This window comes from Arthrobacter sp. APC 3897, assembly GCF_030407495.1.
Taxonomy (GTDB): Bacteria; Actinomycetota; Actinomycetes; order Actinomycetales; family Micrococcaceae; genus Arthrobacter_B.
Genome location: NZ_JASDDG010000008.1, coordinates 84311 through 111181, shown reverse-complemented (window position 1 = coordinate 111181; position 26871 = coordinate 84311). Strand labels below are relative to the sequence as shown.

Sequence of the window (26871 nt, the reverse complement as noted above, 5' to 3'; positions counted from 1 at the left end):
CCGGACTGCCCTAGCGCAGGGCCGAAATTCCGGTAATGTCCCGGCCCACTATGAGGGAATTGATCTCATAGGTGCCCTCATAGGTGTAGATGGCTTCGGCATCGGCGAAGATCTTGGCCATCCGGTAATCAGTCACAATGCCGTTGCCGCCCAGGATGCTGCGCCCCAGCGCCACGGTCTCGCGCATCCTGGCACTGGCGTAGGACTTGGCCAGGGCGGCCTGCGCCATGCCGCCGTCGGATCCGCGCAACCGCCCTGCCGGCTCAGCGGATTCCGGACCGCTCCGGCCCGCCGCAGAGGGATATCCCCCGCGTTCCAGCTCGGACACCCGCGCCAGCATCCCCGTACTGGCCACGGTGTTGCCCAGCATCCGGACCAGCTGTTCGGTGACGAGCTGGAAGGAGGCCAGCGGGCGGCCAAACTGTTGGCGTTCCACGGCGTACGCCCGGGAGACGTCCACCGCGGCGAGCTGGGCACCCACCGCCTGCCAGCCCACCATGATCCGCGAGCCGCGCAGCAGGTGTTTGATGTCGTCGAAGCTGTCGATTCCGGCAAGCCGGTCAGCCTCACTGATCCGGACGTCCGTCAGGGTGATATCGGCATTCTGGACGGTCCGCAGCGCCGTCTTGTTTTCAATCCGGGTCCGGCGGACACCGGGCAGCGAAGCGTCCAGCAGGAACCCGCGCACCTTCCCGGTGTCCGGTTCCCGTGCCCACAGCAGCATGTAGTCGCAGAAGGTTCCGTTGCCGATCCAGCGTTTGCTGCCGTTCAGCAGCCAGGTGCCGCCGTCGCGGACCGCCGTGGTTTCCATCCCGCCGGCGACGTCGGAACCATGTTCGGGCTCGGTGAGGGCAAAGGCTCCGGTAATCCGAAGTGCCATCGCGTCCGCCAGCAGCCGGTCCTTTTGTTCATCCGAGCCGAAGGCGTGCAGGGCTTCCACGAACAAATCATGGTGAACCATGAAGAACGTGGCGATCGATGTATCCGTCCGGGTCATTTCCGCGATGACCAACCCCGCAAAAAGCGGACTGTATCCCTGCTGCACCGGGGTGGACAGTTCCAGGGCCGCCAGCTTGGGCAACAGCTCGGCGGGGAAGTGCGCGTCCTGCCACCACTGCCCGGCGTGCGGAGCCACCTCGGCCGCTAAAAAGGCCCGCAGCTCAGCGAGCTTTGCCTGTTCGCGCTCGCTCAGCAGATCCTCGAACAAGTAAAAATCGGCGTCCGGAAGCCCCGCAGCGCCGGACTGGTTCCCCTCATCTGCAGCCGGCAAAATCAGCGCGGTCCCATCCGGATAGCGCCGTCCAGGCGGATGGTTTCCCCGTTGAGCATCTGGTTTTCGATGATGTGCGAAGCCAGTGCGGCGTACTCATCCGGCCGGCCCAGACGCGACGGATGAGGCACCTGCTGCCCCAGGGAGTCCTGCGCTTCCCGGGGCAGACCCGCCATCATGGGGGTCTCGAAAATCCCCGGGGCAATGGTCACCACCCGGATCAGGTGCCGGGCAAGCTCCCGGGCGAGCGGCAGCGTCATTGCTGCCACCCCGCCCTTGGAAGCGGAATAGGCCGGCTGGCCAATCTGTCCGTCGAAAGCGGCAACGGATGCAGTGTTGATAATGACGCCGCGCTCGGACGTGCCGGCGGTTTCCACGGGGTCGGTCTCCGCCATGGCCTGCGCTGCCAGCCTGCTGACGTTGAACGTTCCAATGAGGTTTACCTGGATCACGCGGGCAAAGTCCTCCAGCGGCAGCACACCGTTGCGGCCCAGCACCTTGCCCGGGGTGGCGATGCCCGCACAGTTGACAGCCACACGCAGCGGTCCGGCGTTCATGGCCGCTTCCACTGCCGCTGCCATCTGGTCGGGATCGGTGACATCGCCCGGAACAAAGTGGGCGTTGTCGCCCAGCTCGGCGGCGTATGCCAGGCCGCCGGACGAGGGCAGGTCCACCAGGATCACTGACGCTCCGGCGTCGTACAACCTCCTGGCCGTAGCGCGCCCCAGCCCGGAGGCACCTCCCGTAACAAGTGCCGATGCGCCTGAAATGTCCATCCGTACTCCTGCGTTGAAGTTTTCGCCTGCCCCTGCGGCAGCGCCTCTGAGCCTACTGTGATCGGGCACACATCGCATCTTCGTGCAGATTTCCGCGGCCGGCCGCTCCCGCTGAAGCTGTGACTGCGGCCCTCACGGGTCTAGGGTGGTGCGCATGCTGTCCGAGCAACCACTGCACGAGATCCAAGCCCGCGCCGATGACGCGGCGGCATCCGTTTCTGCCGCCTTTTCCCGGCCGCTGCTGCGGCTTCCGGGAACCAGGCTGGCCGCCGTCGAAAGCCCGGCTCCCCGGCGGCCGCTGCCCGGGCCCTGGCATTACTGGTGGCAGGCCCACTATGTGGATGCGCTAGTGGACGCGGCGCTGCGCGGAGCTCCCGATGCCGTCGGGCAGGCCCACCAGCTCATCCGCACCATCAGGCTGCGGAACGGGCTGAGGGCCACCAACTGGTATTTCGACGATATGGCCTGGCTGGCCCTTGCCGTGGCCCGGTTCGATGCCCTCCTGCCCTCCCGGCCGGTGCGCCGGGCCGACGACGGCGGAGCCCGCCGGCCGACTGCGCGGCACCATCCCCGGATGCTCGCAGCCTTGACGGATGCCCTGCGCTCGGCGCACACCATGGAGTTTGGCGGCGGGCTGTACTGGAACCGGCGCCGAACCTTCAAGAACACTCCGGCCACAGGTCCGGCGGCGCTGCATTTTGCCCGCAGCGGTGAACGCGAGCGCTCCCAGGCCCTGATCGACTGGCTCAACTCCACCCTCCTGGATGCCGACACGGGGCTGTACCTCGACGGCATCAAGGGGGGCGGACCGTCGGCGGACCCAGTGGTGGAAGGGGCCGTCTTTTCCTACAACCAGGGCCCGGTCCTGGGCGCCCTGCTGGAACTGGGCGGTCCCGCAAATCTGTCCCGGGCAGCGCGGCTCATCGATGCAGTGCACCTGCGGCTCACCCACTCCGGCACGGCGGTTCTTGTCACCCACGGCACCGGCGATGCCGGTCTGTTTACGGGGATCCTCGTCCGCTATCTTGCCCAGGCCGCAGTGTCTCCCACCCTGCCGGACCCCCAGCGGGACATGGCCGGTGCAATGGTCAGCGCCACGGCTGAAGCGCTCTGGGCGGGACGGGCAAAGCGGGGGCAGCGGACGGTCTTCTCACCGCATCCCCTGGAGCCGGCCGAGCGGCACTATCCGGGCAGGACCGGCGTCGGCCTCTCCACCCAACTGTCAGCGTGGATCATTCTGGAGGCAGCGGCGAGGGTCCGGCGCGGCAACGCCTGAGACAGGCTCATACAGCTCGTGCGGCTCAGCCGGCCGGCCTTCATGAGCCGACCTTCATTGGCTGCTGTGATGCCGCGGCCGTTTCATTCAGGTCAGCCAGCGTCAAACGATGCCGCGGTTCAGGCGGCAGCGGATAGCTGCTGTGAACCGTCAGCGACGGATCGATGTGCAGGACCTCGCCGGAGCCCATCAGCCGCCAGCGGGGATTGTCGTCCATTTTTTCCGTGGCCAGAAGCACCGCGGGCCGCCGGCCTTCGGCGATTTCCTCGCTCCGCACGCTGATGCGCGGTGTGCGCATCCCCTGCTTGGGGTCGGATTCGCCGAGCTCCAGGACGTACAGGGGGTGCGTGTCCGGATACCGGACCGCCCACACGTCCGCCCCGGTGGTCAGGATGATGTTCACGGCGAACAGCCGCAGGTTTTCCGCCACCCAGGCCAGTGCCGAGACGAGGGCCGCTTCGATGTCACCCCCGTTGCTGCGCGCCTCCGCCGTGATGAGGGCGAAGACCCGCTCGGTGTCGGTATCGCCCTTAACCAGTTCCATCGCCCCAAGCCGGCGCAGCCTTGCCTCGAGCAGGGCCAGATCCTCCACCACGCCGTTGTGGGCAAGCAGCCGGTTGTCCTGTTCGAAGGGATGGGTGTTCACTTTCAGGTTGCCGCCGGTGCTGGCATAGCGCACGTGCGCGACGAACGTGATACTCGACAGATCCCGGGCTTCCGCAGCGAACGCCTTGTCCTCATAAGCGGCGATGGGCGCCTTTTCCACCGCCGGCCTTCCCTGCCGGTCAAAGGTTCCAATTCCGAATCCGTCAGCCTCCCGCCGGCTCTGCTTCGACAGGCTGTCCGGTGCGGTGAGGAGCCAGAAGGTGGCTTTGACGGGGGTTTTGCCGGCGTGCATGCCAAAGAGACGACACATTGATGGTCCTCCGCGGATTTGCCGCAGCACGGCTCCCCTGCCGCGGGCTTGGCCTCAGTTGCTGGTACATGTGTACTCATGTGCTTGTACTCAAGAGTCCCGCGGGCACTTTACAAAGGCAAGAGTGCGCAAACGCAGGGGGCATTGGAACCGGACACGCCCTGCCCTTCAGGGCGTGCGCCGCTGCGGATAGGGAGTCTCGCCGGCTGCCAGCATCCGGACGATGGCCTCGATCCGGCGTTCCCTTGCCGCGGCGGTCTTCAGGGTGCTGATCCGAAAAAAGAGCGCGTACCGGTTCTGGGAATTCAAGGTTTCGTAGGTTGCCTGGGCCTCGGGCACCGCGGCAATCGCCTCCGTGAGGTCAGCGGGCATCACCGCCGTTGCGGGTCCTGCGTAGGCTGCGTCCCAGCGTCCGTCCGCTTTGGCCTGCTCGACGGCGGTGCGCCCGGACGGGTGCATCCTGCCGGCAGCTTCCAGTTGTTCCACGTATCCCACGTTGCGCAGGCTCCAGATGCTTCGCCTGCCGCGCGGGGTAAACCGCTGCAGGTAGCTTTCGCCGTCGCGCTTGTTGGCCTGCCCGTCAATCCAGCCAAAACACAGCGCCTCCTGCAGCGCCCCGGCATAGGACAGGTTTGTCACGGTTCCGCCCTTCCGCCCCAGAATCAGCTGCACCCCGGTTGAGCTGGCGTGATTGGCCGCCAGCCACGTGCGCCATGCCTCCGCATCCGGTAGCAGCAGTTCGGGCAGCGGCGGCTTCGCCGGGGATTTCGCCGGGGATTTTGGCTGAGACTTCGGCTGAGACTTCGGCGCAGGTTGAAGCGGGGGCTCTGGCGGGTTCTGTGACTGTGGCGGCCTCCGGTCGCTGCTGCTCATCCTCAGAGCGTAGACCGGGCCCGCGCCGGGCAAAAGCACCTTCGGCAGTTCAGCCGAGGGCCAAAGCGCCGCGCGTCGGTCCGGCGCCTTCCCCGGTATGCGGTAAAACACTTCTATGAGTGTTCGTACCCCTGACCCCTATCCCGGCTGGCTTTCAGAAGATGAGCTCCGCGAGGCGAGGCAACGCCTTCCGATGGTCTACGTCGAAGCCGTGCCGGTTCGCTGTGATCCTTTGGGTTATGTGACGGAAGTGGGGCTGCTGCTGCAGGCCACAAGCGAGGGCAAGATGGTCCGGACCTTCGTTTCGGGACGGGTCATGTACCGCGAAACCATTCGCGCCGCCCTGCTGCGCCACCTGGAAAAGGACCTCGGCCCCATGGCCCTGCCCCAGCTGCCGCCTGCCCTGGTTCCGTTTGCCGTGGCCGAGTATTTCCCCTCCCCCTCGCAGTCGGGATTGACCGATGAGCGTCAGCACGCTGTTGCGCTGGCCTACCTGATTCCCGTCACCGGTGAATGCGACCCCCGGCAGGACGCCCTTGAGCTGTCCTGGCTGACGCCCGAGGAAGCGCTGAGTCCCGACATTTATGCAGAGTTTGCAGGCGGACGCGGTGACCTGCTGCGGCAGGCACTGGCGTCGGCCAGCTGGGGCCGCTGAGCACCCGTTACCGCGTCTTTATATACTGGGGGCCGACTGCTGCGAAGAAAAGGAATCTGCCATGCCTGAGAGCCAGCCGGAGTCTTACACATTCCGGGTCAATGCCGAGCTGCTTGCACCCGGTCAAATTCCGGTGCATGAAAGTGCCTCACTGGCTCCGGTGAAGGACAGCTCCGTGGAGACCGATGACTTTGGCGTGCCCGCCCTGGTTGTCCTGGGTCTTGAAGACGGCATGACACTGCGTCTGGCCCACGGCTCCTCCGTTCGCGTCCAGGCACCGGCACCGTCCGGTGCCCCGGCGGACGCAGTCCGGGTGGCACCGGCCGACGAGGAGAACTATGCCGCAGTCATTGCTGCAGCCGCGGCCGCCCACCCGGAGGACGGGCGTGTCCAGGAAGTGACCTCCCGGCTCAGCCGCGGACTCAACGTAAAGTCGGGCAGCAACCTGCAGGACGTCCGGGATTTGGCGCACGCCCTGTACGTGCATCTGGACGACGCCGAAAACGCCCTGCAGGTCTGCAACATCATCACGGGACTCCCGTTTGACGGCAACTTTGGCCGGTGGAAGTGGATTCAGGGGGCGCTCTCACTGGCCGCGCACATCACCCATGAAGCCGGTGACGAGGAAATGTCAGCCGCCTACGCGCAGGCTGTCCGGGCCGGAGACGCAGCGGAGAGTGATCCGTTGAAGGCCAAGCTGGCCGCGGAACTGCTGCAGCGCCAGCTGAACCAGCCCAACCTGTACGACCGGGAAATCCACCGTGCCGGTGAGTCCGGCGACGAGCACGGCGAACGCGACTGGCGTGTCCTGAGACTGGATGCCCTGTTCTATCTGCGTGCCCACGGGGGCTCGCAGACTCTTTCGGAGCATGAGCTGGATCGGCGCATCCGCAACGAGCTGATTGCTGTCCGCGGCCTGAACCTCGACCTGTAGCGCCGGACTTCATTGCGCGGTGCAGGTTTAGCGGCGCTGCCCGGTCGGACGGCGCGTGCGCCGGCTCTGCAGGTGAATGATCAGGACCAGTGCCATCCCCACTGCCGCACCGATCACCGTCTCCACGGCCCGGTCCCTGATCAGCAGCGCCGAGTTGCTGGGGTTAGCCAGTTCAGTGCTGACCAGAGCCAGCGGCGTGACAACCACCTGGGCCAGGGCATATTGGCGGACCACCAGCATTTCAGCCCCGAACTGCAGCAGCGCAATCACCACCACCATCTGCCACGGTTCCAGCCCGGGCAGCAGGATCAGTGCGGTTAGCACCAGCCCGGCGAAGGTTCCGAGGATACGGTGCAGGCCGCGGTACAGCCGGTGCCGCACGCCCACTCCCACCAGCGGGACGGTGGCTGCAACCATTGCCCAGTAGTTGTGGCCGATGCCCATGAGCGTGGCGATGGACCCGGCAACCGCGGCAGCGACGGTGTAGAGGCCGGCGTCGATCCACACGGCTTTGCGCTGCGCGGCGGTAAATGGGACCCTGTCCGGCCTTAACCACGGGGTGCGGTGCGCAGGGTGGAGCCGCCCGGACAGGCCAAGCAGCAGGGAGAAGCAAACAGTGGCCGCAGCCACCGAGACGGTCTGCCACAGGGGCGGCTGGTTCGGGACCGAAGAGATGGCCGCGTAGGCGAAGATGTGGAACAGCGAGCCGGCGGGGCGGAGCCGCCAGAAGCCGGTGCCCAGTGTTCCCAATCCGGCCACGGCCGTGGTGCCCAGCACAATTCCCCAGGCATCCGGTTCCAGCCGTGAGGTCAGTGCTCCGGCCGTGATGACCGCCATCATCAGTGCTCCTGCCCGAAGCTGGTGCCCGTACCGCTGACGATGCGGCTCGTTCCGGCCGTAAATGCCGGTGAAGGCGCCGAAGGTGGCAAAGATGGCCAGGTCAATCCGCCCGAAAGCCAGGAGCAGCAGCAGGGGAATCCCCACCCCCAGACCGCAGCGCGCCGCCACGTGATGATCGTTGTTGGCGGGTGCGATCCGGAACATATCGCGCAGCAGGTTCAAGAGGGCAGCTTCCAGGTACGTTTTTGCAGGTCTTTGGGGTGCGGCCGACGTCGGCCTTTCCACCGTACGCCCGCCTGCTGCCGCACCTTGAAATATGTGGCGCGCATCCCAGTCTGAGCGTGCCGGGCTCCGGCGGACTGCCGGCGTCGGCGGGTGAGGCAAAATGGAGGGGTGTCCTCCTCAACATTTTCCTTCGCCCTCGGTAAGCGCCTGCGTGAAACCGCTGCCCCCTCTGCTGAGCAGACGCAGGCCAACGGCGGTGAGTTCCAAGGCCGCACCGGAACCATCACCACGCCGCACGGCGAAATTGCCACTCCGGCCTTTATTGCCGTAGGAACCAAGGCCACGGTCAAGGCGGTCCTGCCCGAATCCATGGCGGACCTTGGTGCGCAGGCGCTCCTGGCCAACGCCTACCATTTGTACCTGCAGCCCGGCCCGGACGTGCTCGACGCCGCCGGCGGACTGGGCAGGTTCATGAACTGGTCCGGCCCCACTTTCACCGACTCGGGCGGGTTCCAGGTGATGAGCCTGGGCGCGGGTTTCAAGAAGGTCATCAACATGAATGCGGACGGCACCACGCATGCCACCGGAGCGGACGACGCCGTCGCCCCCGGCAAGGAACGCCTTGCCCACATTGATGACGACGGCGTGTGGTTCAAGTCCCATCTCAACGGCGACAAGCACCGGTTCACTCCGGAAGTGTCCATGCAGGTCCAGCACCAGATCGGCGCCGACATCATGTTCGCGTTCGATGAGCTGACCACGCTGATGAACTCCCGTGAGTATCAGGAAATGTCGCTGGAACGCACCCGGCTGTGGGCGCTGCGCTGCATTGCCGAACACCGGCGGCTCACCGAGGAACGGGTGGGTAAGCCTTATCAGGCCCTGTTCGGCGTGCTGCAGGGAGCACAATATGAGGACCTGCGCCGGAAGGCGTCAAGAGATCTGGGCGCCATGGACTTTGACGGTTTTGGCATCGGCGGGGCCTTGGAAAAGGAAAACCTCGGAACCATCGTGCGGTGGTGTACCGAGGAGCTGCCGGAGGACAAGCCGCGCCATTTGCTGGGGATTTCCGAACCGGACGACATCTTCACAGCCATTGAAAACGGTGCCGACACCTTCGACTGCGTCTCCCCCACCCGGGTGGCCCGCACGTCGGCGTTCTACACGCCGTACGGGCGGCTGAACCTCTCCAACGCCCGCTTCAAAAAGGACTTCACTCCCCTGGTGGAGGGCTGCGACTGCTACGCGTGCGCACACTACACAAAGGCGTACATCCACCACTTGTTCCGCGCCAAGGAAATGGTGGCTTCCACCCTGGTGTCCATCCACAACGAACGCTTCACGGTGAAGCTCGTGGACGACGCACGGCTGGCCATCGAGGACGGATCCTTCTTTGATTTCAAGGCCGAGACGCTCGGGAAGTACTACAGCGCCAAGGTCTAGCAGGTTCCAGTCCGGGGCCGCCGCGGCAACAGGTCCCGGTGCCTGCTGCGCACTTTAGTTCCAGGTCCTGGGCAGGGGCGGATTCTGTTCAGTGTCATCCTGCCCGGCCGGGTTCTGCTCCGCGTCCCTCGGGTCCCTGGGCCCTCCGGTGGCCGGGTCGTTGCCCTGTGCGCCGGGATCGTCCGTGCGCTCCGATTCCTCCGGATCGGGCCGGGCGGCGTGGAAGCCCTCGTTGTCTGCTGCTTCGCCCGAGCGTTCGGACTGCGCGGCGTCGTCCGCAGCTCCGTTGCGCCGTTCCCACCCGGAGGGGTTGTTCTTGGAGGGGTTCTCCTGCTGTGCCATGACTGTTCTCCCTGGTCGCACGATGCCTGTGACGTTAGCGCAGGAGCAACCGCGCTGCCAATGGTTTCCCCAACGGGCCGCCCGGGGAGTCGTGGAAGCTCAGCCTTCCGGCGTCCCTGCCGGCAGCGCAGCTCCGTAGCTCGGTTCGCGCTTCTTGATGGCCTTGATCACCACGGCGGTGACCGGAACAAACAGGAACTCAATGAGCGTCTTGTAGACGAATCCGAAGATCACGTAGTTGATGAAGCCGCCGGCGTCAGTGATCCCAATGACCGGCGCGGCTATGGCGCAGAAAATCAGGGTGTCCGCGAACTCGCCCACGCCGGTGGAGGCCATCAGCCGTCCGATCAGTGCCCGTTCCCGGAACTTCTCCTTCATCCGGACCAGGACCCAGGAGTTCAGCGTCTGCCCGGCGAGGAAGCCGAGCAGGCTGGCCAGGACGATTTGCCACACGGGCCCCAGCGCCAGTTCCAGCGCCGTCTGCTTGGCCTGTCCGTACTCATCGTCGAATCCCGGCAGTGCGATGATCACGGCAAAACTGGCTGCGGCCAGCGCCGCAACCCCAAAGCCCGTGAAGATGGCCCGCCGGGCCGCCTTGAAGCCATAGACCTCGCTGATGACGTCGCCGAGGATGTAGGCCAGCGGGAAGAGGAAGAATCCGCCGTCAGTCACGATGCTGAAGTCCCCGAAGATCGGTCCCAGCACCACGCCCTTGGTGGCACCGATATTTGAGATCACAATCACCACGCACATGAGCGTCAGGATGAGGTCATAATGCGAGCTTCCGCGGCTGGCAAATGCCGGAGCGGGCGCCGTCCCGGCGCCTGTCTGCGTGTGCATGGGTTTTCCGTTCCTAGTGGTTCGCCGTAGTTTTCGCCGGCTGTATTAGCACTGTGCCCGCTGCACCGGGCGGCCCGTGGAGGGCCGCCGTCAATTCTGCCATGTTCTGACCCGTAGCCGTGCCCGGGACATTTTTGAACACGTTCAAAAACCTGATGTATTCTGACAGTCGTGCCCGGAAGCTGAGCACATATACGCGGATCCGCGCCTATCACTGAACCAGCGCCCCACACCTGAACCCGCAACTGGACCGAGGAGCGTTGATGGCCGCTACGGCCAAGAGTGAACAGACCCGGCGGCTGCTGATTGACTCCGCCCTTACCCTTTTCCGCACCCGGGGCTACGCTGACACCACCATGCGCTGCATTGCCGAAACCGCCGGGGTCTCAGTGGGCAATGCGTACTACTACTTCCGTTCCAAAGACGAGCTCGTTGCAGAGCTGTACCGGTTCCTGCAGGATGAACACCGCAGCGCGTCCCTGTCCCTGCTCCGTGACGGACACAATCTGGGCGAGCACCTGAGGCTGATTCTGCTGGCCCATCTGGACATCATGGGCCCGTTCCACGATTTTGGCGCCCATTTCCTGCGCACAGCAATGCCGCCGTCGTCGGCCTCCCCGCGGGGAAGCCGCACCGGCGCGGACCCGGGGGTTGGCCGCGCCAAATCCATTGCCATGTTCCGCCAGGCCGTCACCGCCTCCCGCCCGCAGCCGCCGCTGGCCATCCGCGACGACCTGCCCGAACTCTTATGGCTGGTGCATATGGGGGTGACGCTTTTTTGGATTTATGACCGCTCGCCGGGACAGCGCCGCTCGCGCCGGCTGGTGGAGAACGTCGCCCCACTGACCGCAAAGCTGGTCATCCTCTCCCGCCTGCCCGTGGTTCGCAATATTGTTGAGGATGTAGTCCACCTCTTCCAGGGAGCCCGACGCGATGACTGACAAAGGCGCTGACGACGTCGTTCTTCCGCCCGCGTTGATTCCCCGCCGGTCCTCTCCCGCCGTCGCCGCGGCGCAGCACCGTTACACTCCGCCCGGCCCGCTGGCCGTCGCCTGGGGATACGGAGTTGCCTGCGTTGTCTTGGCTGCCATTGCCACCATTGTGGTGGGCTGGGGGACGTCCCGGGATTTCTGGGGCTATGTGTGGACCGTTATTGTTGCCGCCTTCTACGCAGCCGGCCTCGGACTGTTCACGGCCCTTCCCGCCGCCCTGCTTTTGGGCTGGCTGCTGCGCGGCGTCCAGCGCCAGGGCCAACACGTCCTGGCCTTTTTCCTCGTGCCGCTGCTGCTCGGCTGGATCATCATCGGGCTGAGCGTGCATGCCGTTGTTGTGCCCCTGTTCATGGGTGCTGCCATCGGAGTAGCCATGGCAGCCGGCCGGGCGGCCGTCTGGCCCTTCGCCCGGGCCTAGCCTGCCGCCGGCAAACGCTTTTTGCGCCCCGGCCCCGAGCCGCCGCACGAGGTGGCCTTCAGTGGCACCGATACTTGCTTTGGGTGGAAGATGGACTCATGTCTGCTAACACACACTCTGCCGAAACAGCCTCCCCGGCCGTAACCCTGACCATAGCCGGTTCCGAGGCCACCGGCGGCGCCGGCGCCCAGGCCGATCTGAAAACCTTCCAGGAACTCGGAACCTACGGCATCGCTGCCCTGACCTGCATCGTTTCTTTTGATCCGAAAGAGAACTGGAACCACCGCTTTGTTCCGGTTGAACCCCAGGTCATCAGTGACCAGCTCGAGGCCATCCAGACCGCCTATGACCTGACCACGGTGAAGCTCGGCATGCTGGGAACGCCCGCCACGATCGACACCGTCGCCAAGGCCCTCCAGAGCCAGGAATGGACCAACATTGTTCTTGACCCGGTGCTGATCTGCAAGGGCCAGGAGCCGGGGGCCGCCCTGGACACGGATCTGGCGCTCAAGGCGCAGATCCTGCCGCTGGCAACATTCGTCACCCCCAACCACTTTGAATCAGTGTCCCTGTCCGGCATGGACTCCATCGAAAGCGTTGAAGACCTGCAGGAGGCAGCCCGCCGCATCCACGAAGCTTCCGGAGCCGTGGTCCTCGCAAAGGGCGGAGTGCGGTTGGAGGGCGACGACGCCGTGGACGTGTTCTACGACGGCGAGATCATGGAGGTCCTCCGGGCACCCAAGGTAGGCGAAGTTGCTGTCAGCGGCGCCGGCTGCACCCTGGCGGCAGCCATCACTGCTGAGCTCGCCAAGGGAGCCACCCCGCTGGAGGCAGCGAAGACCGCAAAGGCCTTTGTGACCGAGGGGATCCGCAACCGGGTTTCCTCCAACGCCCCGTTCGACGCCCTGTGGCAGGGGAACGCGGGGAACGGCCCCGCACTTTCGTAAGCCCTCAATACCTGTCCGCTGAACGTACCGCTGGCCATGCCGCCGGTACGTTCAGCGCCGGGACGTTCAGCTTCGGTACGTTCAGCGCCGGAGAAGCTTCGCGTAGATCCGGTAGAGGGAGAGGGCCGTTTTGACCGTCCGGGACTCCAGCAGCCGCTGGTGTTCATCCCGCAGGGAGGCCAGCTCCCCGGACGGCTGCGCGAGGTAGGACCTCACCCTGTCCTCCTCGACCTCGGACCGGGCACTCAGTGCAGATTGGGCGTAGAACCCGGCACCGAGTCTTTTGGCGGCTGCCGCCCACTGTCCGGATGCGCGAAGCTCAGGCACAGGCGGGAGGTCCGGCGGCAGGTCCGGCGCAGGGCTGGAGAGTGCCGGGCTGCCGGAGAAGACTGCCGCCACCGCGTCCCACCACTGATTGGACCACGCTGTACGGGCGGGCAGCACTGAACTGAGGTGAGCTGAGATCTCCGCCCTCCGTTCCCAGACTTCTGCCAGGGCCGCAGACAGCAGCCCTTCCGGCAGGCCCGGGAGGGGAAGGACAAAATCTTCAAGACCCCAGTTTGCCGACACACCCTGGAGCCGAACGGCACTGTAGTCATCCACGGCGAGGCCAACAACGGGCACCGAGCGTGAAAGCCCGAACACCGCCGGGTGATAGCGGGACGTCACGATCATCGAAGCGCCGGCAGTCAGCTCGGCAGTCTCCCGCGCGGTGAGGACCGGCATGAGGCGGAAGGGAGAGGTCATGGAGCCGGCAATGCGGGCGTGGGCGGACATGTCCCAGCCGTCCCCGTCCCCGATCCCCACGTGGGGAAGGAATACGGCAGGCTGCCCGGTCTGACGGTGCAGGCTGTCCAGTTCCGCGCCCAGCAGGGCATAGAGGTTTTCCAGGGAACCGGCCAGCGGGGAGACAGTGACGGCCACGTATCCCGTTTTCGGCAGGTCAGCTGTCTGCCCGCCGGACAGGAACGAGGCATCGTCCAGTCCCCGCACGGCGGGAGCGCCGATGCGCACCGCGAGGTCAGCTGAGGATTGCTCGCGTACGGAGGTCAACTCCGCGGCACGCAGCAGGTCGGCCAGGACCATGGTGTCTGCGGCACTGAGCTGCGGCCCCAGCGTCTGCCCCGACACCACCACGGGCTTGTTCAGCGCCCGGGCCACGGCAACCGCGGCGGCACGTTCATATAACAGCCAGCCATAGCGTGAATTCAGGTTTCCCCCGCCGGCGATAAGCAGGCCGTCACACTTCCGAAGCTCGCTGATCAGTTCCCGCGCCGGGTCGCCCGCCGGCAATTCGGCAGAGCCGGCCAGGTGTCCCCGGATTCGGCGCAAATAGTCTTCCCGCTCGGCGGGCGGCCAGGGGAAAGCAAGTGTGGGAGCTGCGTCCACGCCAAACAGCTGCTTCGTCTGCCCGGGGTTGCGGGACAGCATGAGGACCTGCAGTCCGCGGCTCCGGAGTTCTTCCGCGGCAGCGTGGCCCATGGCTTCGTCCCCGGAATGGTAAGTGTCCTGGCCGAGGTCGGCGAGGACGGCAATCCGCAGGGTCATGGCCGCCGCGTCCCCTTGAATGCACCCTTGAGCCTTGCTGCCGCTGTGCCCGCCCGCGCGAGGAAGCTGGTCCGCTGCATCATGATGTGTTCCAGCCGCCGGGTGGCATCGGTTAGCTGTTCCTGCATCCGTACCATCTGCTGCCGGTTCTCCAGCAGCATTTGTTCCTGCTCTGCCATCATGGCGCTGATCTGGAGAAGGACTCCCAGGTCCCGGCCGCTGCTGAGGTCCCTGCGCAGATAGTCATCCCGGATGCTGCGGTCAAACCGTTCGTGGTCCCGCGCCTTGGCGAACAGGCTGTTGGCCTCGTCGCCTCCCGTTGAGGGCCGCTGGCACCAGAACGCCAGCGGCTCCCCGTCAAGGAATCCAATACGATGGCGCGCGAGCACCCTCAGGTTGAATTCCCAGTCACCGCAGACGGGGAGGGATTCGTTGAAATAGCCAAGCTCTTCATGCAGGGAGCGGCGGTAAAGGAACGAGATGGGCACCGCGCGGTTAATCCGCAGCATGTCACCCAGCGATATCTGCTGCATGCCTTCCCAGAAAGGCTCCGAACCGGTCTTCAGGATTTGTCCGTCGACAATTTCCTCATACCTTATTTGGGTTCGTACAACAACCCCTGCATCCGAAGAGTTATTCAAATAGAAAACTGTCCGTTCCAGGAATTCCGGGTGCCAAAGGTCATCGTCATCATGGATGACGATGTACTCGGAATCACAGCTTTGAACACCGGAATTGGATGCCGCCTCCATCCCCAGGCTCTGCTTGTTGTGCAGGACGGCAACGCGTTCCCTGGCCGTCTCCGGCAACCCGGCAACCACATTCTCCACCGGTCCGGCGCTGCCGCCGTCGTTGACGATCACCACGCGGAACGAACGGTAGGTCTGGTCGAAAATGTCCTGGAGGGCCCGCTGGAGAAAGTGCGGGCGGTTTTTGGTCCGGACGATGACGGCTACTGGGTCCTGCGCTGGCACTTCACTCCCATGATTCGGTCGGGTTCAGCTACCACGATATACCGATCCCGACGGGTGCGCGCCGTCATGGAAAAAAGGAATGCTACTTACTGTTGACATCCGATTAGAGACAAACAAAGGTACCAGTAGCGCCATGATTCGGATCCTGACCGAAAGAATCGTGGACCTCGCAGCTTCACCATTTCCAGCATCGCCATTTAGTCACTTCCTCATTGCCCGGTCTCGGTCTGTGGGATCCGGAATCACCAGATTGCGGCCCAAGCTCCGGCGAACTCTCTAACAAGGAGAAAAATGAACAATCCAAACCATCGGAGATCAGGAAAGGCTGCGCTGGCAACAATTGCCGGCCTGGCCTTGGTCTCCAGCATGTGGACCCCGGCTGCGGCCGTCGAGGGAAGCACGCCGGGGGATCCGACAGCCCAGGGACTTCCCCGGGTCACGCCGGATTTGAAAGTCTCTACAGATTTGAAGACGAAGCAGGGACCGGTATCCGTCTTCGTCCAGTTCACCGGCAAGGGCGCCTTTGAACAGACCCAGCCGCAGGAAGTCCGGGACGGATTCGCTGCGCCGCTCAATAAGGCCCCTGAAGTCCAGCAGATCCGGGCTGCCATCGAAGCGCAGGCCGAGGAAGTGGCAGCACAGGCTTCATCGAGCATCATCTACACCACCACCAACACTCTTCCGGGTGTAGCCATCAACGGAGATGCGGAAGCCATCCGTGCGCTGGCAGCCCGCGGGGACGTCGCCAAGATCACCGGCATTGTCCCCAAGACCTTCGACAACAAGGGCGGGGATATCGACGTACGCGCCCTGGACTCCTGGGTCCAGCGGGACCAGACCGGCGAGGGCGTCACCATCGCCGTGCTGGATACCGGACTGGATTACACCCACGCCGGTTTCGGCGGCCCCGGCACCCTTGAGGCTTTCGCCCAGGCACAGGCCTCGGACGTTATTCCGGCCGCAGACTCGGGTCTCTACGACCCGGAGAAGTTTGCCGGCGGCTGGGACCTGGTGGGCGACGAATACAACGCCGACCCCTCGGATCCCGCACTGTACAGCCCCATCCCGAAGCCTGACGCAAATCCCCTGGACTGCCAGAGCCACGGCTCGCACGTCGCAGGCACCGCTGCAGGCTACGGCACCAATGCGGACGGCACCACCTTCAGGGGCGATTACTCGGCGCTCACCGCCGACGACGTCAACAAGATGGGAATCGGCCCGGGCACGGCACCGGAAGCCAAGATTGTCGGCATCCGCGTCTTCGGCTGCGAAGGCTCCTCCGAAGTTGTTGGCCAGGCCCTGGACTATGTCCTTGACCCCAACAACGACGGCGACTTCAGCGACCGCGCGCAGGTCGTCAACATGTCCCTCGGCTCCAGCTTCCCGGCCTATGACGATCCCGAAAATGACATCGTCAACGCTCTCACGGCCCAGGGCATCCTGTCCGTGGTCTCCTCCGGCAACTCCGGAGACATCTACGACATCGGCGGCTCCCCCGGCAGCGCCGAAACCGCACTGACCGTGGCCAACAGCGTCGGCTCCCAGACCACTCTGGACGCCGGCCAGGTTGTTGCTCCGACGGAGGGCGTCGCAGCCGGCCAGTACACGGCCAGCTTCAACTACGCCAACGCCTCGGCCGACGCCCTGACGGGAACGGTTGTCATGGGCCCCGAGGGCGGCAACTCCGACGGCTGCGCGCCGCTGGACGCCGGCGCTGACGCCGGCAAGTGGGTCTGGCTTTCCTGGGACGAGAATGCGGCCACCCGCGAATGCGGTTCCGGCGCCCGCTGGAACAACGCAGCAGCAGCCGGTTACGCCGGTGTCATCATCGACTCCACCCTCAATGGCTTCAGCGCCGGTATTGCCGGAAACGCTGCCATCCCGGGCATGCAGTTCACGGCCAAGACCTCCGCGGAACTGCGTCCCGCCGCCGAGGCCGGAACCCTCGAGATCCGTCTCGATCCGGCCCTCGTGGGCAGCGTCACCGGCGAGTCCGGTGCACTCGATACCCTGAACGACAGCTCTTCGCGCGGCGTCCATGGTTCCAACGGCGTCATCAAGCCGGACGTCGCGGCACCCGGAACGCAGATCAAGTCCGTACAGGTAGGCACCGGCACCGGAGCCTCCATCAAGAGCGGCACCTCCATGGCGGCCCCGAACGTTGCCGGCCTCGCCGCACTGGTTGTGGGCGCCACGGATTACAACCCGTATGAGGTCAAGTCGATCATCATGAATACGGCCACCCATGACCTCCTCACCGACGGCGGAGTGGCCTACGCGCCGAACCGCGTCGGCTCGGGCCGCGTAGACGCACTCGATGCACTGAACACCAAGGTCTTCGCTTACGCCACCGACCAGCAGGGCCTGACGTCAGTCAACTTTGGGGTTCTGGAAATTGGAGCCTCCCCGGTTGAGCTGTCGCGTTCGGTGACCATCGAGAACAAGGGCGATTCCCCGAAGACCTTCACGGCTGAGTACCTCGAAGCCACCAAGGTTCCGGGAGTATCGATCACTGTTGACGGCGGTCCGGTAACGGTCCCCGCCAACGGCAAGACCGAAATTGCCGTCACCATGCGTGTTGATGATCCGGCTGCACTGGCCAAGACCATTGACCCGGCCGCGGAGAAGGACCAGCTTGGCGTTCCCCGCCAGTACCTGGCCGAAGCCTCCGGCCGCCTGCAGCTGACCAGCGACGACTCGGTCCTGCGGGTTCCGGTGTACTCGGCTCCGAAGCCTGTTTCGGACCTCAAGACCGGTGGCAAGATCACGTTCCCGAGCGCGGATGCCCTCTCCACTGCAACCACGTTCACCGGCCGGGGCCTTGCCCAGGGCGAAGACAGCGAAGGCTATGTCTCGCTGGTCACCCCGCTGGTCCTCGGTGCGGAAAGCCCGCGCCGGACCAACCTGGCACTGGAGTCCCTGTCCTCGCTGGACCTGCGGACTGTGGGAGCGTCCTCCAACGCACCGGCACTCGCAGCAGCGGGCGCCGATGTGAATGAAACCGCCCTGACCATCGGCCTGAGCACGTGGCAGAACTGGGCCACGCTGAACAGCAACAGCCAGATTCAGGTTGAACTCGATACCGACTCGGACGGCAAGGCCAACTTTGTTGCCCTGACCACCCGGGCCACCGGCCTGGACCAGACCGTGTTCCAGATCGTGTCCGTGGAAAACGATGAACTCGCCGCTCCGCTGGACTTCCTGGGACTGGCCAACGGCCAGTTCGGTGATGTTGACACCAACATCTTCGACACCAACGTGGTGACGCTTCCGATCCCGGCCGCTGCACTGGGCCTGGACCTGAGCACCTCGGCACCGATCAACTACCGCGTCATGACCTCCAACGTCATGAACGTGGATGAGAGCGGACAGATGGTTCCGGTGGATTCCACCGACTGGATCGCCTTCGACGTCGCACAGCCCGCTGTGTGGTTCAACGGCGCAGAAGGCAGCGAAGAGGTCAGCACCTTCGCTGCCCAGGACCAGACCGTTCTGGGCGTCAACCGCCAGGCGGGCACCGCTGACGCCAAGGCCCTGTTCCTGCAGCACCACAACGCCGAAGGGGTCAAGGACCAGGTCACTCCGATTGAGGTGGGCGCCCTGCGCTTCTCCGACGTCGCCGGAACCAAGTTCGAGACTGAAATCAACTGGATGGCCGATCAGGGACTGACCACGGGTTACTCGGACGGCACCTTCCGCCCGCTCGGCTCGATCAACCGTGACGCCATGGCGGCGTTCCTGTACCGTCTGGCCGGATCCCCGTCGTACAACGCACCGGCGGCCAGCCCGTTCACTGACGTAGCCACGGATAACCAGTTCTACAAGGAAATCTCCTGGCTCGCCGAGACCGGCATCTCCACCGGTTACCCGGACGGATCCTTCCGCCCGCTGGCTCCGGTCAAGCGTGACGCGATGGCTGCGTTCATGAACCGGTTCGCCGGCGAGCAGTGCTCCGTCGAGGACGCCTCGGGCTACAAGTCCCCGGGTGCGGCTTCCTTCACTGACGTTGCCACGAACAACCTCTTCCACAAGGAAATCTCGTGGATGAAGGACTCCGGCGTTTCCACCGGCTGGCCGGACAGCACGTTCCGTCCGCTCCAGGATGTCTCGCGTGAAGCCATGGCGGCATTCATCAACCGCCTGGACGGTTACACCGCCGACAATGGCGGCAACTGCAAGTAAGCGGTAACAGCACCAAAACAGCGGGCCCGGGAGAATATCCCGGGCCCGCTGTTTTGCTGTTCTGCAGCTGTTATTTCAGCAGCCTGGACATCCGCCGGTCTGCCAGCAGCTTGCCGCCGGTCTGGCAGGCGGGACAGTACTGCAGCGAGGAATCGGCGAAGGAGACTTCACGAACGGTGTCCCCGCACACGGGACACAGCTCCCCAGTACGGGCGTGGACGCGCAGGGCCCGGCGTTTGGAATCCTTGAGTTCGGCCGCCGGACGGCCCGCGGCGTTCTCGTTTGCGGACTCCAGTACGGCACGCATGGCCTGGTAGAGCCGTTCGACTTCCTCCGGATGAAGCCTGGACGCGTTGGCGAAGGGTGAGAGGTGTGCCGCGTGCAGGATTTCATCGCTGTACGCGTTGCCGATTCCGGCGATCACCGATTGGTCCCGCAGCAGCCCCTTGATCTGACCCCGGTGCCCGGCCACCAGCGCCGCGAAAGCCTGGAAGCCGACGTCGAACGCCTCCGGCCCCAGCCGCGCAATGCCCGGCACCTCCCCCGGGTCCCGCACCAGATACACGGCCAGGGACTTCTTGGTTCCGGCCTCGGTGAGGTCGAACCCCGGCTCATCACCGTCCGCCTCCGGGGAGGCGAACCGGACCCGCAGCGCCATCCGCCCCTTGCCTGGACGCAGCTTTCCCGGTTTGAGTGCCTCCGACCAGCGGAGCCAGCCGGCCTTCGCCAGGTGCATCACCAGGTGTGCTTCCCCGGCCGTAATGATGAGGTATTTGCCCCGGCGTTCCACAGCGGTCACCGGACCCGACTGCAGCGCCTCGAGCGGGACCGCGGCTGTTTTCAGTACAGCAAAGGAAAGCACTTCAACCTCAGCCACCCGGGCCGGCGGCGCGTCCCCGGGCAGCAGCTTGGTTCGCAGAAAATCGGCCAGTCCCTGCACTTCCGGCATCTCAGGCATGCCTACACCCTAGACGGTCTGCGAGACTGCAGAACAGACGCAAATTTCCACCGCCCAAGAAAGGCGCAACATGATCGAGATCCTGACCCCGGCCGAAACAGCAAAGGCACGTGTTACCGGCCGGCTGGTCGCAGACATCCTGCAGACCCTGAAAGAGCGGACCGCCGTGGGCACCAACCTGCTGGACATCGACCGGTGGACTGCCCGGATGATCCGGGACGCCGGTGCAGAATCCTGCTACGTGGACTATGCCCCGTCCTTTGGCCGCGGACCCTTTGGGCATTACATCTGCACGGGCGTCAACGATGCGGTGCTGCACGGCCTGCCGCACGATTACGACCTTCAGGACGGTGATCTGCTGAGCCTGGATCTGGCAGTCAGCAAGGCCGGAATTGCCGGCGACTCCGCCATCAGCTTTATCGTGGGAGATACCAGGCCGGCGCAGAGCGTTGAGCTGATTACCGCCACCGAGCGCGCGCTGGCTGCCGGGATTGCCGCCGCCGGACCGGGAGCACGCATCGGCGACATCTCGTATGCCATTGGAACGGTGCTGATGAAGGCCGGGTACCAGGTGAATACCGAGTTCGGCGGCCACGGCATCGGCTCAACCATGCACCAGGACCCGCATGTCCCCAACACCGGCAGGCCGGGACGCGGTTACACGCTCAGGCCGGGACTGATGCTGGCGTTGGAACCCTGGATCATGGCCGACACAGCCCAGCTCACCTTCGATGCCGACGGCTGGACGCTTCGAAGTGCCACCGGCGCCCGCAGCGCGCACAGCGAACACACCATCATCATTACGGATGACGGAGCCGAGATCCTCACGCTGCCTTCGTCGTCGTAATTCCGGGGCGGTGGCCGGCGATCAGTCTCCGGAGTGCGACTGCAGGAACGAATACACCTCTGTCTCATCCACCCCGGGGAACGCTCCCGGCGGCAGCGCCGCCAGCAGGTGTGAGTGGGCCCGGGCGCTGGGCCAGGCAAACCCCGACCACTGAGATGCCAGTTCGCCGGGAGGCGTGCGGCAGCAGTCCGGGTCAGGGCAGCGGGATTTGGACCGCTCGGTGGTGTCCCGGCCGCGGAACCACTTCACATGCTGATAGGGCACTCCAATGCTCAGTGAGAACTTCCCTGCCGAACCCCGCTCAATCCGTGCCGTGCACCAGTAGGTTCCGGCCGGAGTATCGGTGTACTGATTGAACGCACTGAACTGGTCCGGCACGGAGAAGACCTCCCGCGAGGTCCAGTACCGGCAGATGGGCTGGCCCTCAATGGCGCCGGTGTGGTCGGCGGGGAACGTCACGCCGTCGTTCTCATAGGCCTTGTAGACAATGCCGCTCTCATGGACCTTCTGGAAGTGGGTGGGGATGCCCAAATGCTCCGTGGCGAGGTTCGTGAACCGGTGCGCCGCCGTCTCGTAGGACACGGCGAACGCATCACGGATATCCTCCACGGCAATCTCCTTGGCGGCCTTGGCCCGCTGCAGGAATTCCACGGTGGCTTTCTGGGGCAGCAGCAGCGCCGCGGCAAAGTAGTTGGTGGCCACCCGCTGGCCCAGGAACTCGCCGTAACTGCTGGGCGTCCGGTGCTGGAGCACAAAGTGGCCCAGCGCCTGCAGCAGCACCGAGCGCGGATCGTGGTCCGAACGCTGCGACTGCGTGAGATAGATGCGCCGGTTTTTCAGATCCGTGACGGACCTGGTGGAGTGCGGCAGGTCATTCACGTGATGCAGGCTAAAGCCCAGATGCGCGGCAATATCAGCGATGACGTGCTGGGACAGCGGACCGGAGGTGTGTCCCACCGAAGCCAGCACCTTCTGCGCCTCCGCCTCATATTCGGGGAAGTAGTTGTTCCGCTCGCGCATCATGGCCCGCAGCTCACCGTTGGCCCGGCGCGCTTCCTCGGGCGTGGCCACCTGCTCATTGAGCCGGCGCTCAAGCTCCGCCTGCAGCCCTACCAGGGATTCAAGGACGTCGATCGGCAGGCGCGACCCGATCCGCACTTTCGGCAGTCCGAGGGAGGAATACAGCGGTCCGCGCTGGGCCCGCTCCAATTCAATCTCCAGTGCAGCCCGCCGGCTCGGAGGCTCGGCACCCAGCAGCGAATCGATGCTGACATCCAGAGCGGCGGCCAGCGCCTGCATCATGCTCAGCTTGGGTTCACGCTTGCCGTTTTCAATCAGCGACAGCTGGGAGGCTACGGTTCCGACGGCGGCGCCCAGGTCATCGAGCGTCATTCCCTTGGCTTTGCGCAGGTGCCGAACGCGCCGGCCCAGGCTGATGACGTCCAAAGTGCGCTCCGCTTCGGACCCCGGAACGGATGTGCGGGCTGCCGGAGCGGGCCGGTTCCATGTTGTGTCGGTCACAAATTCACAATATGCGAAGAACTTCATTTCTTGCCATAGAAAAACCCTAGAAAGGGGGTTGTTATTGCCGCAGAGTTGGTTGCACAGCAGGAAATCACCGGTCGAAGCGGCCGAAGATGCAGCAAACTCAAGGAGACGTTGGTTATGACCCAGGAACAGAACACTTCACCCGCCGCCGAGCAGCTTGCCCAGGAATGGGCCACCGATCCCCGCTGGGCGGGCATCGAGCGTGACTACACCGCCGACGACGTCGTGAAGCTCCGCGGCCGCGTCCAGGAAGAGCACACGCTGGCACGCCGCGGTTCTGAGAAGCTCTGGGACCAGCTCCGCAACGCCGGCGACGAGGGTTATACCAACGCTCTGGGCGCCCTGACCGGCAACCAGGCCGTGCAGCAGGTCAAGGCCGGCCTCAAGGCCATCTACCTCTCCGGCTGGCAGGTGGCAGCCGACGCCAACAATTCCGGCCACACCTACCCGGACCAGTCCCTCTACCCGGCAAACTCGGTTCCCACCGTGGTCCGCCGCATCAACAACGCCCTGCTGCGTGCCGATCAGATTGAGTTCGCCGAAGGCATCCAGAGCGTGGAGGACTACATGGTCCCCATCGTGGCCGACGCCGAAGCCGGCTTTGGCGGCCCGCTGAACGCCTACGAGCTGATGAAGTCCATGATCCAGGCGGGCGCAGCAGGTGTTCACTGGGAAGACCAGCTCGCCTCGGAGAAGAAGTGCGGCCACCTCGGCGGCAAGGTCCTGATCCCCACCGGCCAGCACATCCGCACCCTGAACGCTGCCCGGCTGGCAGCAGACGTTGCGGGCACGCCCACCGTCGTCATTGCCCGCACCGATGCGGAAGCAGCAACGCTCATCACGTCCGATGTGGACGAGCGTGACCAGGAGTTCATCACCGGCGAGCGTACCTCCGAAGGTTTCTACAAGGTACGCAACGGCATTGAACCCTGCATCGCCCGGGCCAAGGCCTACGCCCCGTACTCGGACCTCATCTGGATGGAAACCGGAACCCCGGACCTGGAGCTGGCCCGCAAGTTCGCGGAGTCCGTCCGTTCCGAGTTCCCTGACCAGATGCTCGCGTACAACTGCTCCCCGTCCTTCAATTGGAAGAAGCACCTGGATGATGACACCATCGCCCGGTTCCAGCGTGAACTCGGTGCCATGGGCTTCAAGTTCCAGTTCATTACCCTGGCCGGGTTCCACGCACTGAACTACTCCATGTTCGATCTGGCCCACGGATACGCCCGCAACGGCATGAGCGCCTACGTGGAGCTGCAGGAAAAGGAATTCGCTTCCGAATCCCGCGGCTACACCGCCACCAAGCACCAGCGCGAGGTCGGCACCGGATACTTCGATGCCATTGCCACCGCGCTGAACCCGACCGGAAGCACCCTGGCCCTGGCCGGTTCCACGGAGTCCTCCCAGTTCCACTAACCCCGGCGCTCAGAAGCCGGACGCGGCGGGGGTGACGGAATCTTTCCGCACCCCCGCCGCGTCACCCCCGCAGCTTTGAATCACCTCAAGGAGACACGCCATGAATGACCCAATCACCCTGAACGGCATTTCCCTCACCGCTCCCGCTGTGCGGCGGCAGGAGGAAATCCTCACCCCGCAGGCGCTTGATTTCGTCAAGGCGCTGCACCGGGCCACCGCCTCGCGCCGGCAGGAACTCCTGCAGCAGCGCCAGGCACGCCGCCAGCAGATCTCCAACGGGGCTGATCCCTCCTTCCTGGCCTCAACCAGGTCCATCCGCGACGACGATTCCTGGCGCGTGGCCCCCACCGCCCCCGGTCTGGAGGACCGCCGCGTGGAAATCACCGGTCCCGTGGACCGGAAAATGACCATCAACGCCCTGAACTCCGGTGCCAAGGTGTGGCTGGCGGACATGGAGGACTCCTCCACGCCGTCGTGGTCCAACGTCATCAACGGACAGCTGAACCTGCGCGATGCCCTGGACCGCAGGATCGATTTCACCTCCCCCGAAGGCAAGGACTACAAGCTCCAGGGCACGTCCCTGACCGATCTGCCCACCATCGTGGTCCGTCCCCGCGGCTGGCACCTGCCCGAGAAGCACATGCTGGTGGACAACACTCCGATCGCCGGCGGGATCGTGGACTTTGGCCTGTACTTCTTCCACAACGCCCAGCGCCTGATCTCCCAGGGCCGGGGCCCGTACTTCTACCTGCCGAAGATCGAAAACCACCTCGAAGCGCGGCTCTGGAATGACATCTTTGTCCTGGCTCAGGACCTGATGGGCGTCCCGCAGGGAACCATCCGCGCCACGGTGCTGATTGAAACCATCACGGCCGCCTTTGAGATGGAGGAAATCCTCTACGAGCTGCGGGACCACGCCGCCGGCCTGAACGCCGGCCGCTGGGACTACATCTTCTCCGTGATCAAGAATTTCCGCACCCGCGGACCCCGGTTCGTGCTGCCGGACCGCAGCATGGTGACCATGACCGCTCCGTTCATGCGCGCCTACACCGAGCAGCTGGTGCGGACCTGCCACCGCCGCGGCGCCCACGCCATCGGTGGCATGGCAGCCTTCATCCCGAACCGCAGGGATGCCGCCGCCAACGACGTTGCCATGGAGAAGGTGCGCGCCGACAAGACGCGCGAGGCGAATGACGGCTTTGACGGGTCCTGGGTGGCGCACCCGGACCTGGTTCCGGTGGCCATGGAGGTGTTCGACGGCGTCCTCGGCGAGCGTCCGAACCAGCTGGAGCGGACCCGCGACGATGTGGTGCCCAACGACAAGGCGCTGCTGGACGTTGCCTCCACGCCCGGAGTCATCACGGAGGCCGGCATCCGCAGCAACATTGAGGTGGGCATCCGTTACATCGAGTCCTGGCTGCGGGGCAACGGCGCCGCAGCCATCAACAACCTGATGGAGGACGCCGCCACCGCCGAGATCTCGCGGTCACAGATCTGGCAGTGGATCCATGCCTCCGCCGTCACCGACGAAGGCGACATCATCACGCATCACTGGGTGGAGGAACTGCTGGACGAGGAGTTCGGCAACCTGCAGCGCTTCGAAGGCGACCGTTTCGAGGACGCCCGGGAGATCTTTGAAGAGGTTGCCTGCGGGGAGCAGTTCCCCACGTTCCTGACGGTGCCCGCCTACGCCCGTTTCCTGCATGAGGCAAGGGAACTGGCACCGGCCTAACCCGCGGAAGAGGGGTCGGGAACCGTTTTCGCAGTGTTGCTGACGCTGCGGGAATGGCTCCCGGCCCTTTCTGCGTTGCAGAGGATATGAAGATTGATATTTGGTCCGACATTGCCTGCCCGTGGTGCTACATCGGCAAGCGCCGTTTCGAGGCGGCACTGGCAGCCTTCCCGCACCGCAATGAGGTGGAGGTGACCTGGCGCAGCTACCAGCTCGACCCTTCCCTGCCGGAGCACTATGACGGCACCGAGGTCCAGTACCTCAGCGAACGCAAGGGCATCGATCCGGTGCAGCTGGCCGGCATGCTGGAGCAGGTGACCGCGCAGGCCGCCGGCGAGGGCCTGGACTATGATTTCGACTCCCTGGTGGTGGCCAACAGCTTCTCCGCGCACCGCCTGATCCATCTGGCCCGGGCCGAGGGCGGGGCCCAGGCAGCCGACGCCGTCAAGGAGGCGCTGCTGTCAGCTCACTTCGAGAAGGGGCAGGACATCGGCTCAGCCGAGGTGCTGGCCGGGATCGGTGCCGCTGCGGGCGTTGACCCGGAACGGGTCCGCTCCATGCTGGCCACTGATGAGTACGCCGACGCCGTGAACGCCGACATTGCGCAGGCACGGTCCCTGGGAGTCAGCGGCGTGCCGTTCTTCGTTCTGGATCAAAAGTACGGGATCTCCGGCGCCCAGCCCGTGGAGCTGTTCTCCTCGGCCCTGGAACAGGCGTGGATGGAATCCCATCCGCTGGTGAACCTCACGCCGGCATCTGCATCCGCAGACGGCCCGGCCTGCGGCCCGGACGGCTGCTAGCACGGCCCTTGGGATGGACGGGCGTAATATGGGTAGGCCGACTATTCGGCCTACCCCCCCCAATTTCCAAGGTGCGTTCTCTTTGAAGTCCTCCTTTACCCAGGCACTGGCCCGCGGCC

23 protein-coding genes are annotated in these 26871 nt (G+C 64.9%); 12 read left to right on the top strand and 11 right to left on the bottom strand.

All coding sequences use genetic code 11. The annotated features are described in order from the left end of the window. Positions 1-10: 10 nt before the first annotated feature. Together QMA10_RS06010 and QMA10_RS06005 are read right to left on the bottom strand one after the other, a co-directional pair. Positions 11-1270: an acyl-CoA dehydrogenase family protein gene (locus QMA10_RS06010; protein ID WP_290166920.1), complete on the bottom strand. Its 1260-nt coding sequence runs from the start codon at positions 1268-1270 to the stop codon at positions 11-13. 2 nt (positions 1271-1272) lie between these two features. Next, on the bottom strand, positions 1273-2046 hold the full coding sequence (locus QMA10_RS06005; protein WP_290166919.1) for a 3-hydroxyacyl-CoA dehydrogenase: 774 nt from the start codon (positions 2044-2046) through the stop codon (positions 1273-1275). 154 nt (positions 2047-2200) lie between these two features. Between QMA10_RS06005 and QMA10_RS06000 the strand changes: the two genes are divergently transcribed. After that, positions 2201-3322, top strand: a complete 1122-nt coding sequence (locus QMA10_RS06000; RefSeq protein WP_290166918.1) for a glycoside hydrolase family 76 protein — start codon at positions 2201-2203, stop codon at positions 3320-3322. 40 nt (positions 3323-3362) lie between these two features. Here the strand turns inward: QMA10_RS06000 and QMA10_RS05995 are convergent, their stop codons facing one another. Both QMA10_RS05995 and QMA10_RS05990 read right to left on the bottom strand, forming a co-directional pair. Continuing rightward, the gene (locus QMA10_RS05995; RefSeq protein WP_290166917.1) at positions 3363-4238 is read right to left on the bottom strand and encodes a class II glutamine amidotransferase; all 876 of its coding nucleotides are present in this window, start codon (positions 4236-4238) and stop codon (positions 3363-3365) included. 168 nt (positions 4239-4406) lie between these two features. Further along, complete coding sequence (locus tag QMA10_RS05990) at positions 4407-4877, bottom strand: YdeI/OmpD-associated family protein (RefSeq protein WP_356833930.1); 471 nt, start codon at positions 4875-4877, stop codon at positions 4407-4409. Between the two features lie 349 nt (positions 4878-5226). Between QMA10_RS05990 and QMA10_RS05985 the strand changes: the two genes are divergently transcribed. Next, positions 5227-5766 (top strand): NUDIX hydrolase family protein, encoded by a 540-nt coding sequence (locus QMA10_RS05985; RefSeq protein WP_290166916.1) that lies wholly within the window; start codon positions 5227-5229, stop codon positions 5764-5766. A 61-nt stretch (positions 5767-5827) separates the two neighbouring features. Next, a complete protein-coding gene (locus QMA10_RS05980; protein WP_290166915.1) occupies positions 5828-6700 on the top strand; it encodes a DUF6707 family protein in 873 nt (290 codons plus the stop codon). A gap of 27 nt (positions 6701-6727) precedes the next feature. On the opposite strand, the gene QMA10_RS05975 is transcribed toward QMA10_RS05980, so the two are convergent. Beyond that, a complete protein-coding gene (locus tag QMA10_RS05975; RefSeq protein WP_290166914.1) occupies positions 6728-7762 on the bottom strand; it encodes an FUSC family protein in 1035 nt (344 codons plus the stop codon). Positions 7763-7933: 171 nt separating this feature from the next. Between QMA10_RS05975 and tgt the strand changes: the two genes are divergently transcribed. Then, positions 7934-9208 carry a tRNA guanosine(34) transglycosylase Tgt gene (gene tgt, locus QMA10_RS05970; protein ID WP_290166913.1) on the top strand — a complete coding sequence of 425 codons (1275 nt, stop codon included), beginning with the start codon at positions 7934-7936 and terminating at the stop codon, positions 9206-9208. Between the two features lie 54 nt (positions 9209-9262). On the opposite strand, the gene QMA10_RS05965 is transcribed toward tgt, so the two are convergent. Both QMA10_RS05965 and QMA10_RS05960 read right to left on the bottom strand, forming a co-directional pair. Next, entirely contained in the window at positions 9263-9550 is a 288-nt protein-coding gene (locus tag QMA10_RS05965) for a hypothetical protein (RefSeq protein WP_290166912.1), read from the bottom strand. Between the two features lie 99 nt (positions 9551-9649). Beyond that, positions 9650-10390, bottom strand: a complete 741-nt coding sequence (locus QMA10_RS05960) for a queuosine precursor transporter (RefSeq protein ID WP_290166911.1) — start codon at positions 10388-10390, stop codon at positions 9650-9652. A 263-nt stretch (positions 10391-10653) separates the two neighbouring features. Here QMA10_RS05960 and QMA10_RS05955 point away from each other — a divergent pair, with 263 nt between their 5' ends. The 3 genes from QMA10_RS05955 to QMA10_RS05945 all read left to right on the top strand — a co-directional run bounded on the left by QMA10_RS05955 (position 10654) and on the right by QMA10_RS05945 (position 12747). After that, positions 10654-11331, top strand: coding sequence for a TetR family transcriptional regulator (locus QMA10_RS05955; RefSeq protein WP_290166910.1), 678 nt, complete (start codon positions 10654-10656; stop codon positions 11329-11331). Further along, entirely contained in the window at positions 11324-11800 is a 477-nt protein-coding gene (locus tag QMA10_RS05950) for a hypothetical protein (RefSeq protein WP_290166909.1), read from the top strand. The genes QMA10_RS05955 and QMA10_RS05950 overlap by 8 nt, the downstream gene beginning before the upstream one ends. A gap of 98 nt (positions 11801-11898) precedes the next feature. Beyond that, complete coding sequence (locus tag QMA10_RS05945) at positions 11899-12747, top strand: hydroxymethylpyrimidine/phosphomethylpyrimidine kinase (RefSeq protein ID WP_290166908.1); 849 nt, start codon at positions 11899-11901, stop codon at positions 12745-12747. An 81-nt stretch (positions 12748-12828) separates the two neighbouring features. On the opposite strand, the gene QMA10_RS05940 is transcribed toward QMA10_RS05945, so the two are convergent. Together QMA10_RS05940 and QMA10_RS05935 are read right to left on the bottom strand one after the other, a co-directional pair. Further along, positions 12829-14295 (bottom strand): polysaccharide pyruvyl transferase family protein, encoded by a 1467-nt coding sequence (locus QMA10_RS05940; protein ID WP_290166907.1) that lies wholly within the window; start codon positions 14293-14295, stop codon positions 12829-12831. Further along, positions 14292-15269, bottom strand: coding sequence for a glycosyltransferase family A protein (locus tag QMA10_RS05935; protein WP_290166906.1), 978 nt, complete (start codon positions 15267-15269; stop codon positions 14292-14294). The genes QMA10_RS05940 and QMA10_RS05935 overlap by 4 nt, the downstream gene beginning before the upstream one ends. A 291-nt stretch (positions 15270-15560) precedes the next feature. Here QMA10_RS05935 and QMA10_RS05930 point away from each other — a divergent pair, with 291 nt between their 5' ends. Further along, entirely contained in the window at positions 15561-19451 is a 3891-nt protein-coding gene (locus QMA10_RS05930; RefSeq protein WP_290166905.1) for a S8 family serine peptidase, read from the top strand. A gap of 70 nt (positions 19452-19521) precedes the next feature. On the opposite strand, the gene QMA10_RS05925 is transcribed toward QMA10_RS05930, so the two are convergent. Continuing rightward, positions 19522-20409, bottom strand: coding sequence for a DNA-formamidopyrimidine glycosylase family protein (locus tag QMA10_RS05925; RefSeq protein ID WP_290166904.1), 888 nt, complete (start codon positions 20407-20409; stop codon positions 19522-19524). Positions 20410-20479: 70 nt separating this feature from the next. Between QMA10_RS05925 and map the strand changes: the two genes are divergently transcribed. Then, on the top strand, positions 20480-21256 hold the full coding sequence (gene map / locus QMA10_RS05920; protein ID WP_290166903.1) for a type I methionyl aminopeptidase: 777 nt from the start codon (positions 20480-20482) through the stop codon (positions 21254-21256). Positions 21257-21277: 21 nt separating this feature from the next. On the opposite strand, the gene QMA10_RS05915 is transcribed toward map, so the two are convergent. Then, on the bottom strand, positions 21278-22804 hold the full coding sequence (locus tag QMA10_RS05915) for a helix-turn-helix transcriptional regulator (protein ID WP_290166902.1): 1527 nt from the start codon (positions 22802-22804) through the stop codon (positions 21278-21280). A gap of 117 nt (positions 22805-22921) precedes the next feature. Between QMA10_RS05915 and aceA the strand changes: the two genes are divergently transcribed. The 3 genes from aceA (at position 22922) to QMA10_RS05900 (ending at position 26752) form a co-directional block, all read left to right on the top strand. After that, complete coding sequence (gene aceA, locus QMA10_RS05910; protein WP_290166901.1) at positions 22922-24220, top strand: isocitrate lyase; 1299 nt, start codon at positions 22922-22924, stop codon at positions 24218-24220. 100 nt (positions 24221-24320) lie between these two features. Then, on the top strand, positions 24321-25952 hold the full coding sequence (gene aceB / locus QMA10_RS05905) for a malate synthase A (protein WP_290166900.1): 1632 nt from the start codon (positions 24321-24323) through the stop codon (positions 25950-25952). A gap of 86 nt (positions 25953-26038) precedes the next feature. Then, positions 26039-26752, top strand: a complete 714-nt coding sequence (locus QMA10_RS05900; RefSeq protein ID WP_290166899.1) for a DsbA family oxidoreductase — start codon at positions 26039-26041, stop codon at positions 26750-26752. Positions 26753-26871 lie beyond the last annotated feature (119 nt).

Coding starts and splice junctions, on each gene's coding strand:
- QMA10_RS05900 (WP_290166899.1), top strand. CDS start 26,039: ATGAAGATTGATATTTGGTCCGACATTGCCTGCCCGTGGTGCTACATC.
- QMA10_RS05965 (WP_290166912.1), bottom strand. CDS start 9,550: ATGGCACAGCAGGAGAACCCCTCCAAGAACAACCCCTCCGGGTGGGAA.
- QMA10_RS05930 (WP_290166905.1), top strand. CDS start 15,561: ATGAACAATCCAAACCATCGGAGATCAGGAAAGGCTGCGCTGGCAACA.
- QMA10_RS05960 (WP_290166911.1), bottom strand. CDS start 10,390: ATGCACACGCAGACAGGCGCCGGGACGGCGCCCGCTCCGGCATTTGCC.
- QMA10_RS05925 (WP_290166904.1), bottom strand. CDS start 20,409: ATGCCTGAGATGCCGGAAGTGCAGGGACTGGCCGATTTTCTGCGAACC.
- QMA10_RS05940 (WP_290166907.1), bottom strand. CDS start 14,295: ATGACCCTGCGGATTGCCGTCCTCGCCGACCTCGGCCAGGACACTTAC.
- QMA10_RS05985 (WP_290166916.1), top strand. CDS start 5,227: ATGAGTGTTCGTACCCCTGACCCCTATCCCGGCTGGCTTTCAGAAGAT.
- QMA10_RS05980 (WP_290166915.1), top strand. CDS start 5,828: ATGCCTGAGAGCCAGCCGGAGTCTTACACATTCCGGGTCAATGCCGAG.
- aceB (WP_290166900.1), top strand. CDS start 24,321: ATGAATGACCCAATCACCCTGAACGGCATTTCCCTCACCGCTCCCGCT.
- map (WP_290166903.1), top strand. CDS start 20,480: ATGATCGAGATCCTGACCCCGGCCGAAACAGCAAAGGCACGTGTTACC.
- QMA10_RS05955 (WP_290166910.1), top strand. CDS start 10,654: ATGGCCGCTACGGCCAAGAGTGAACAGACCCGGCGGCTGCTGATTGAC.
- QMA10_RS05945 (WP_290166908.1), top strand. CDS start 11,899: ATGTCTGCTAACACACACTCTGCCGAAACAGCCTCCCCGGCCGTAACC.
- QMA10_RS05950 (WP_290166909.1), top strand. CDS start 11,324: ATGACTGACAAAGGCGCTGACGACGTCGTTCTTCCGCCCGCGTTGATT.
- QMA10_RS05915 (WP_290166902.1), bottom strand. CDS start 22,804: ATGAAGTTCTTCGCATATTGTGAATTTGTGACCGACACAACATGGAAC.
- aceA (WP_290166901.1), top strand. CDS start 22,922: ATGACCCAGGAACAGAACACTTCACCCGCCGCCGAGCAGCTTGCCCAG.
- QMA10_RS06005 (WP_290166919.1), bottom strand. CDS start 2,046: ATGGACATTTCAGGCGCATCGGCACTTGTTACGGGAGGTGCCTCCGGG.
- QMA10_RS06000 (WP_290166918.1), top strand. CDS start 2,201: ATGCTGTCCGAGCAACCACTGCACGAGATCCAAGCCCGCGCCGATGAC.
- QMA10_RS05995 (WP_290166917.1), bottom strand. CDS start 4,238: ATGTGTCGTCTCTTTGGCATGCACGCCGGCAAAACCCCCGTCAAAGCC.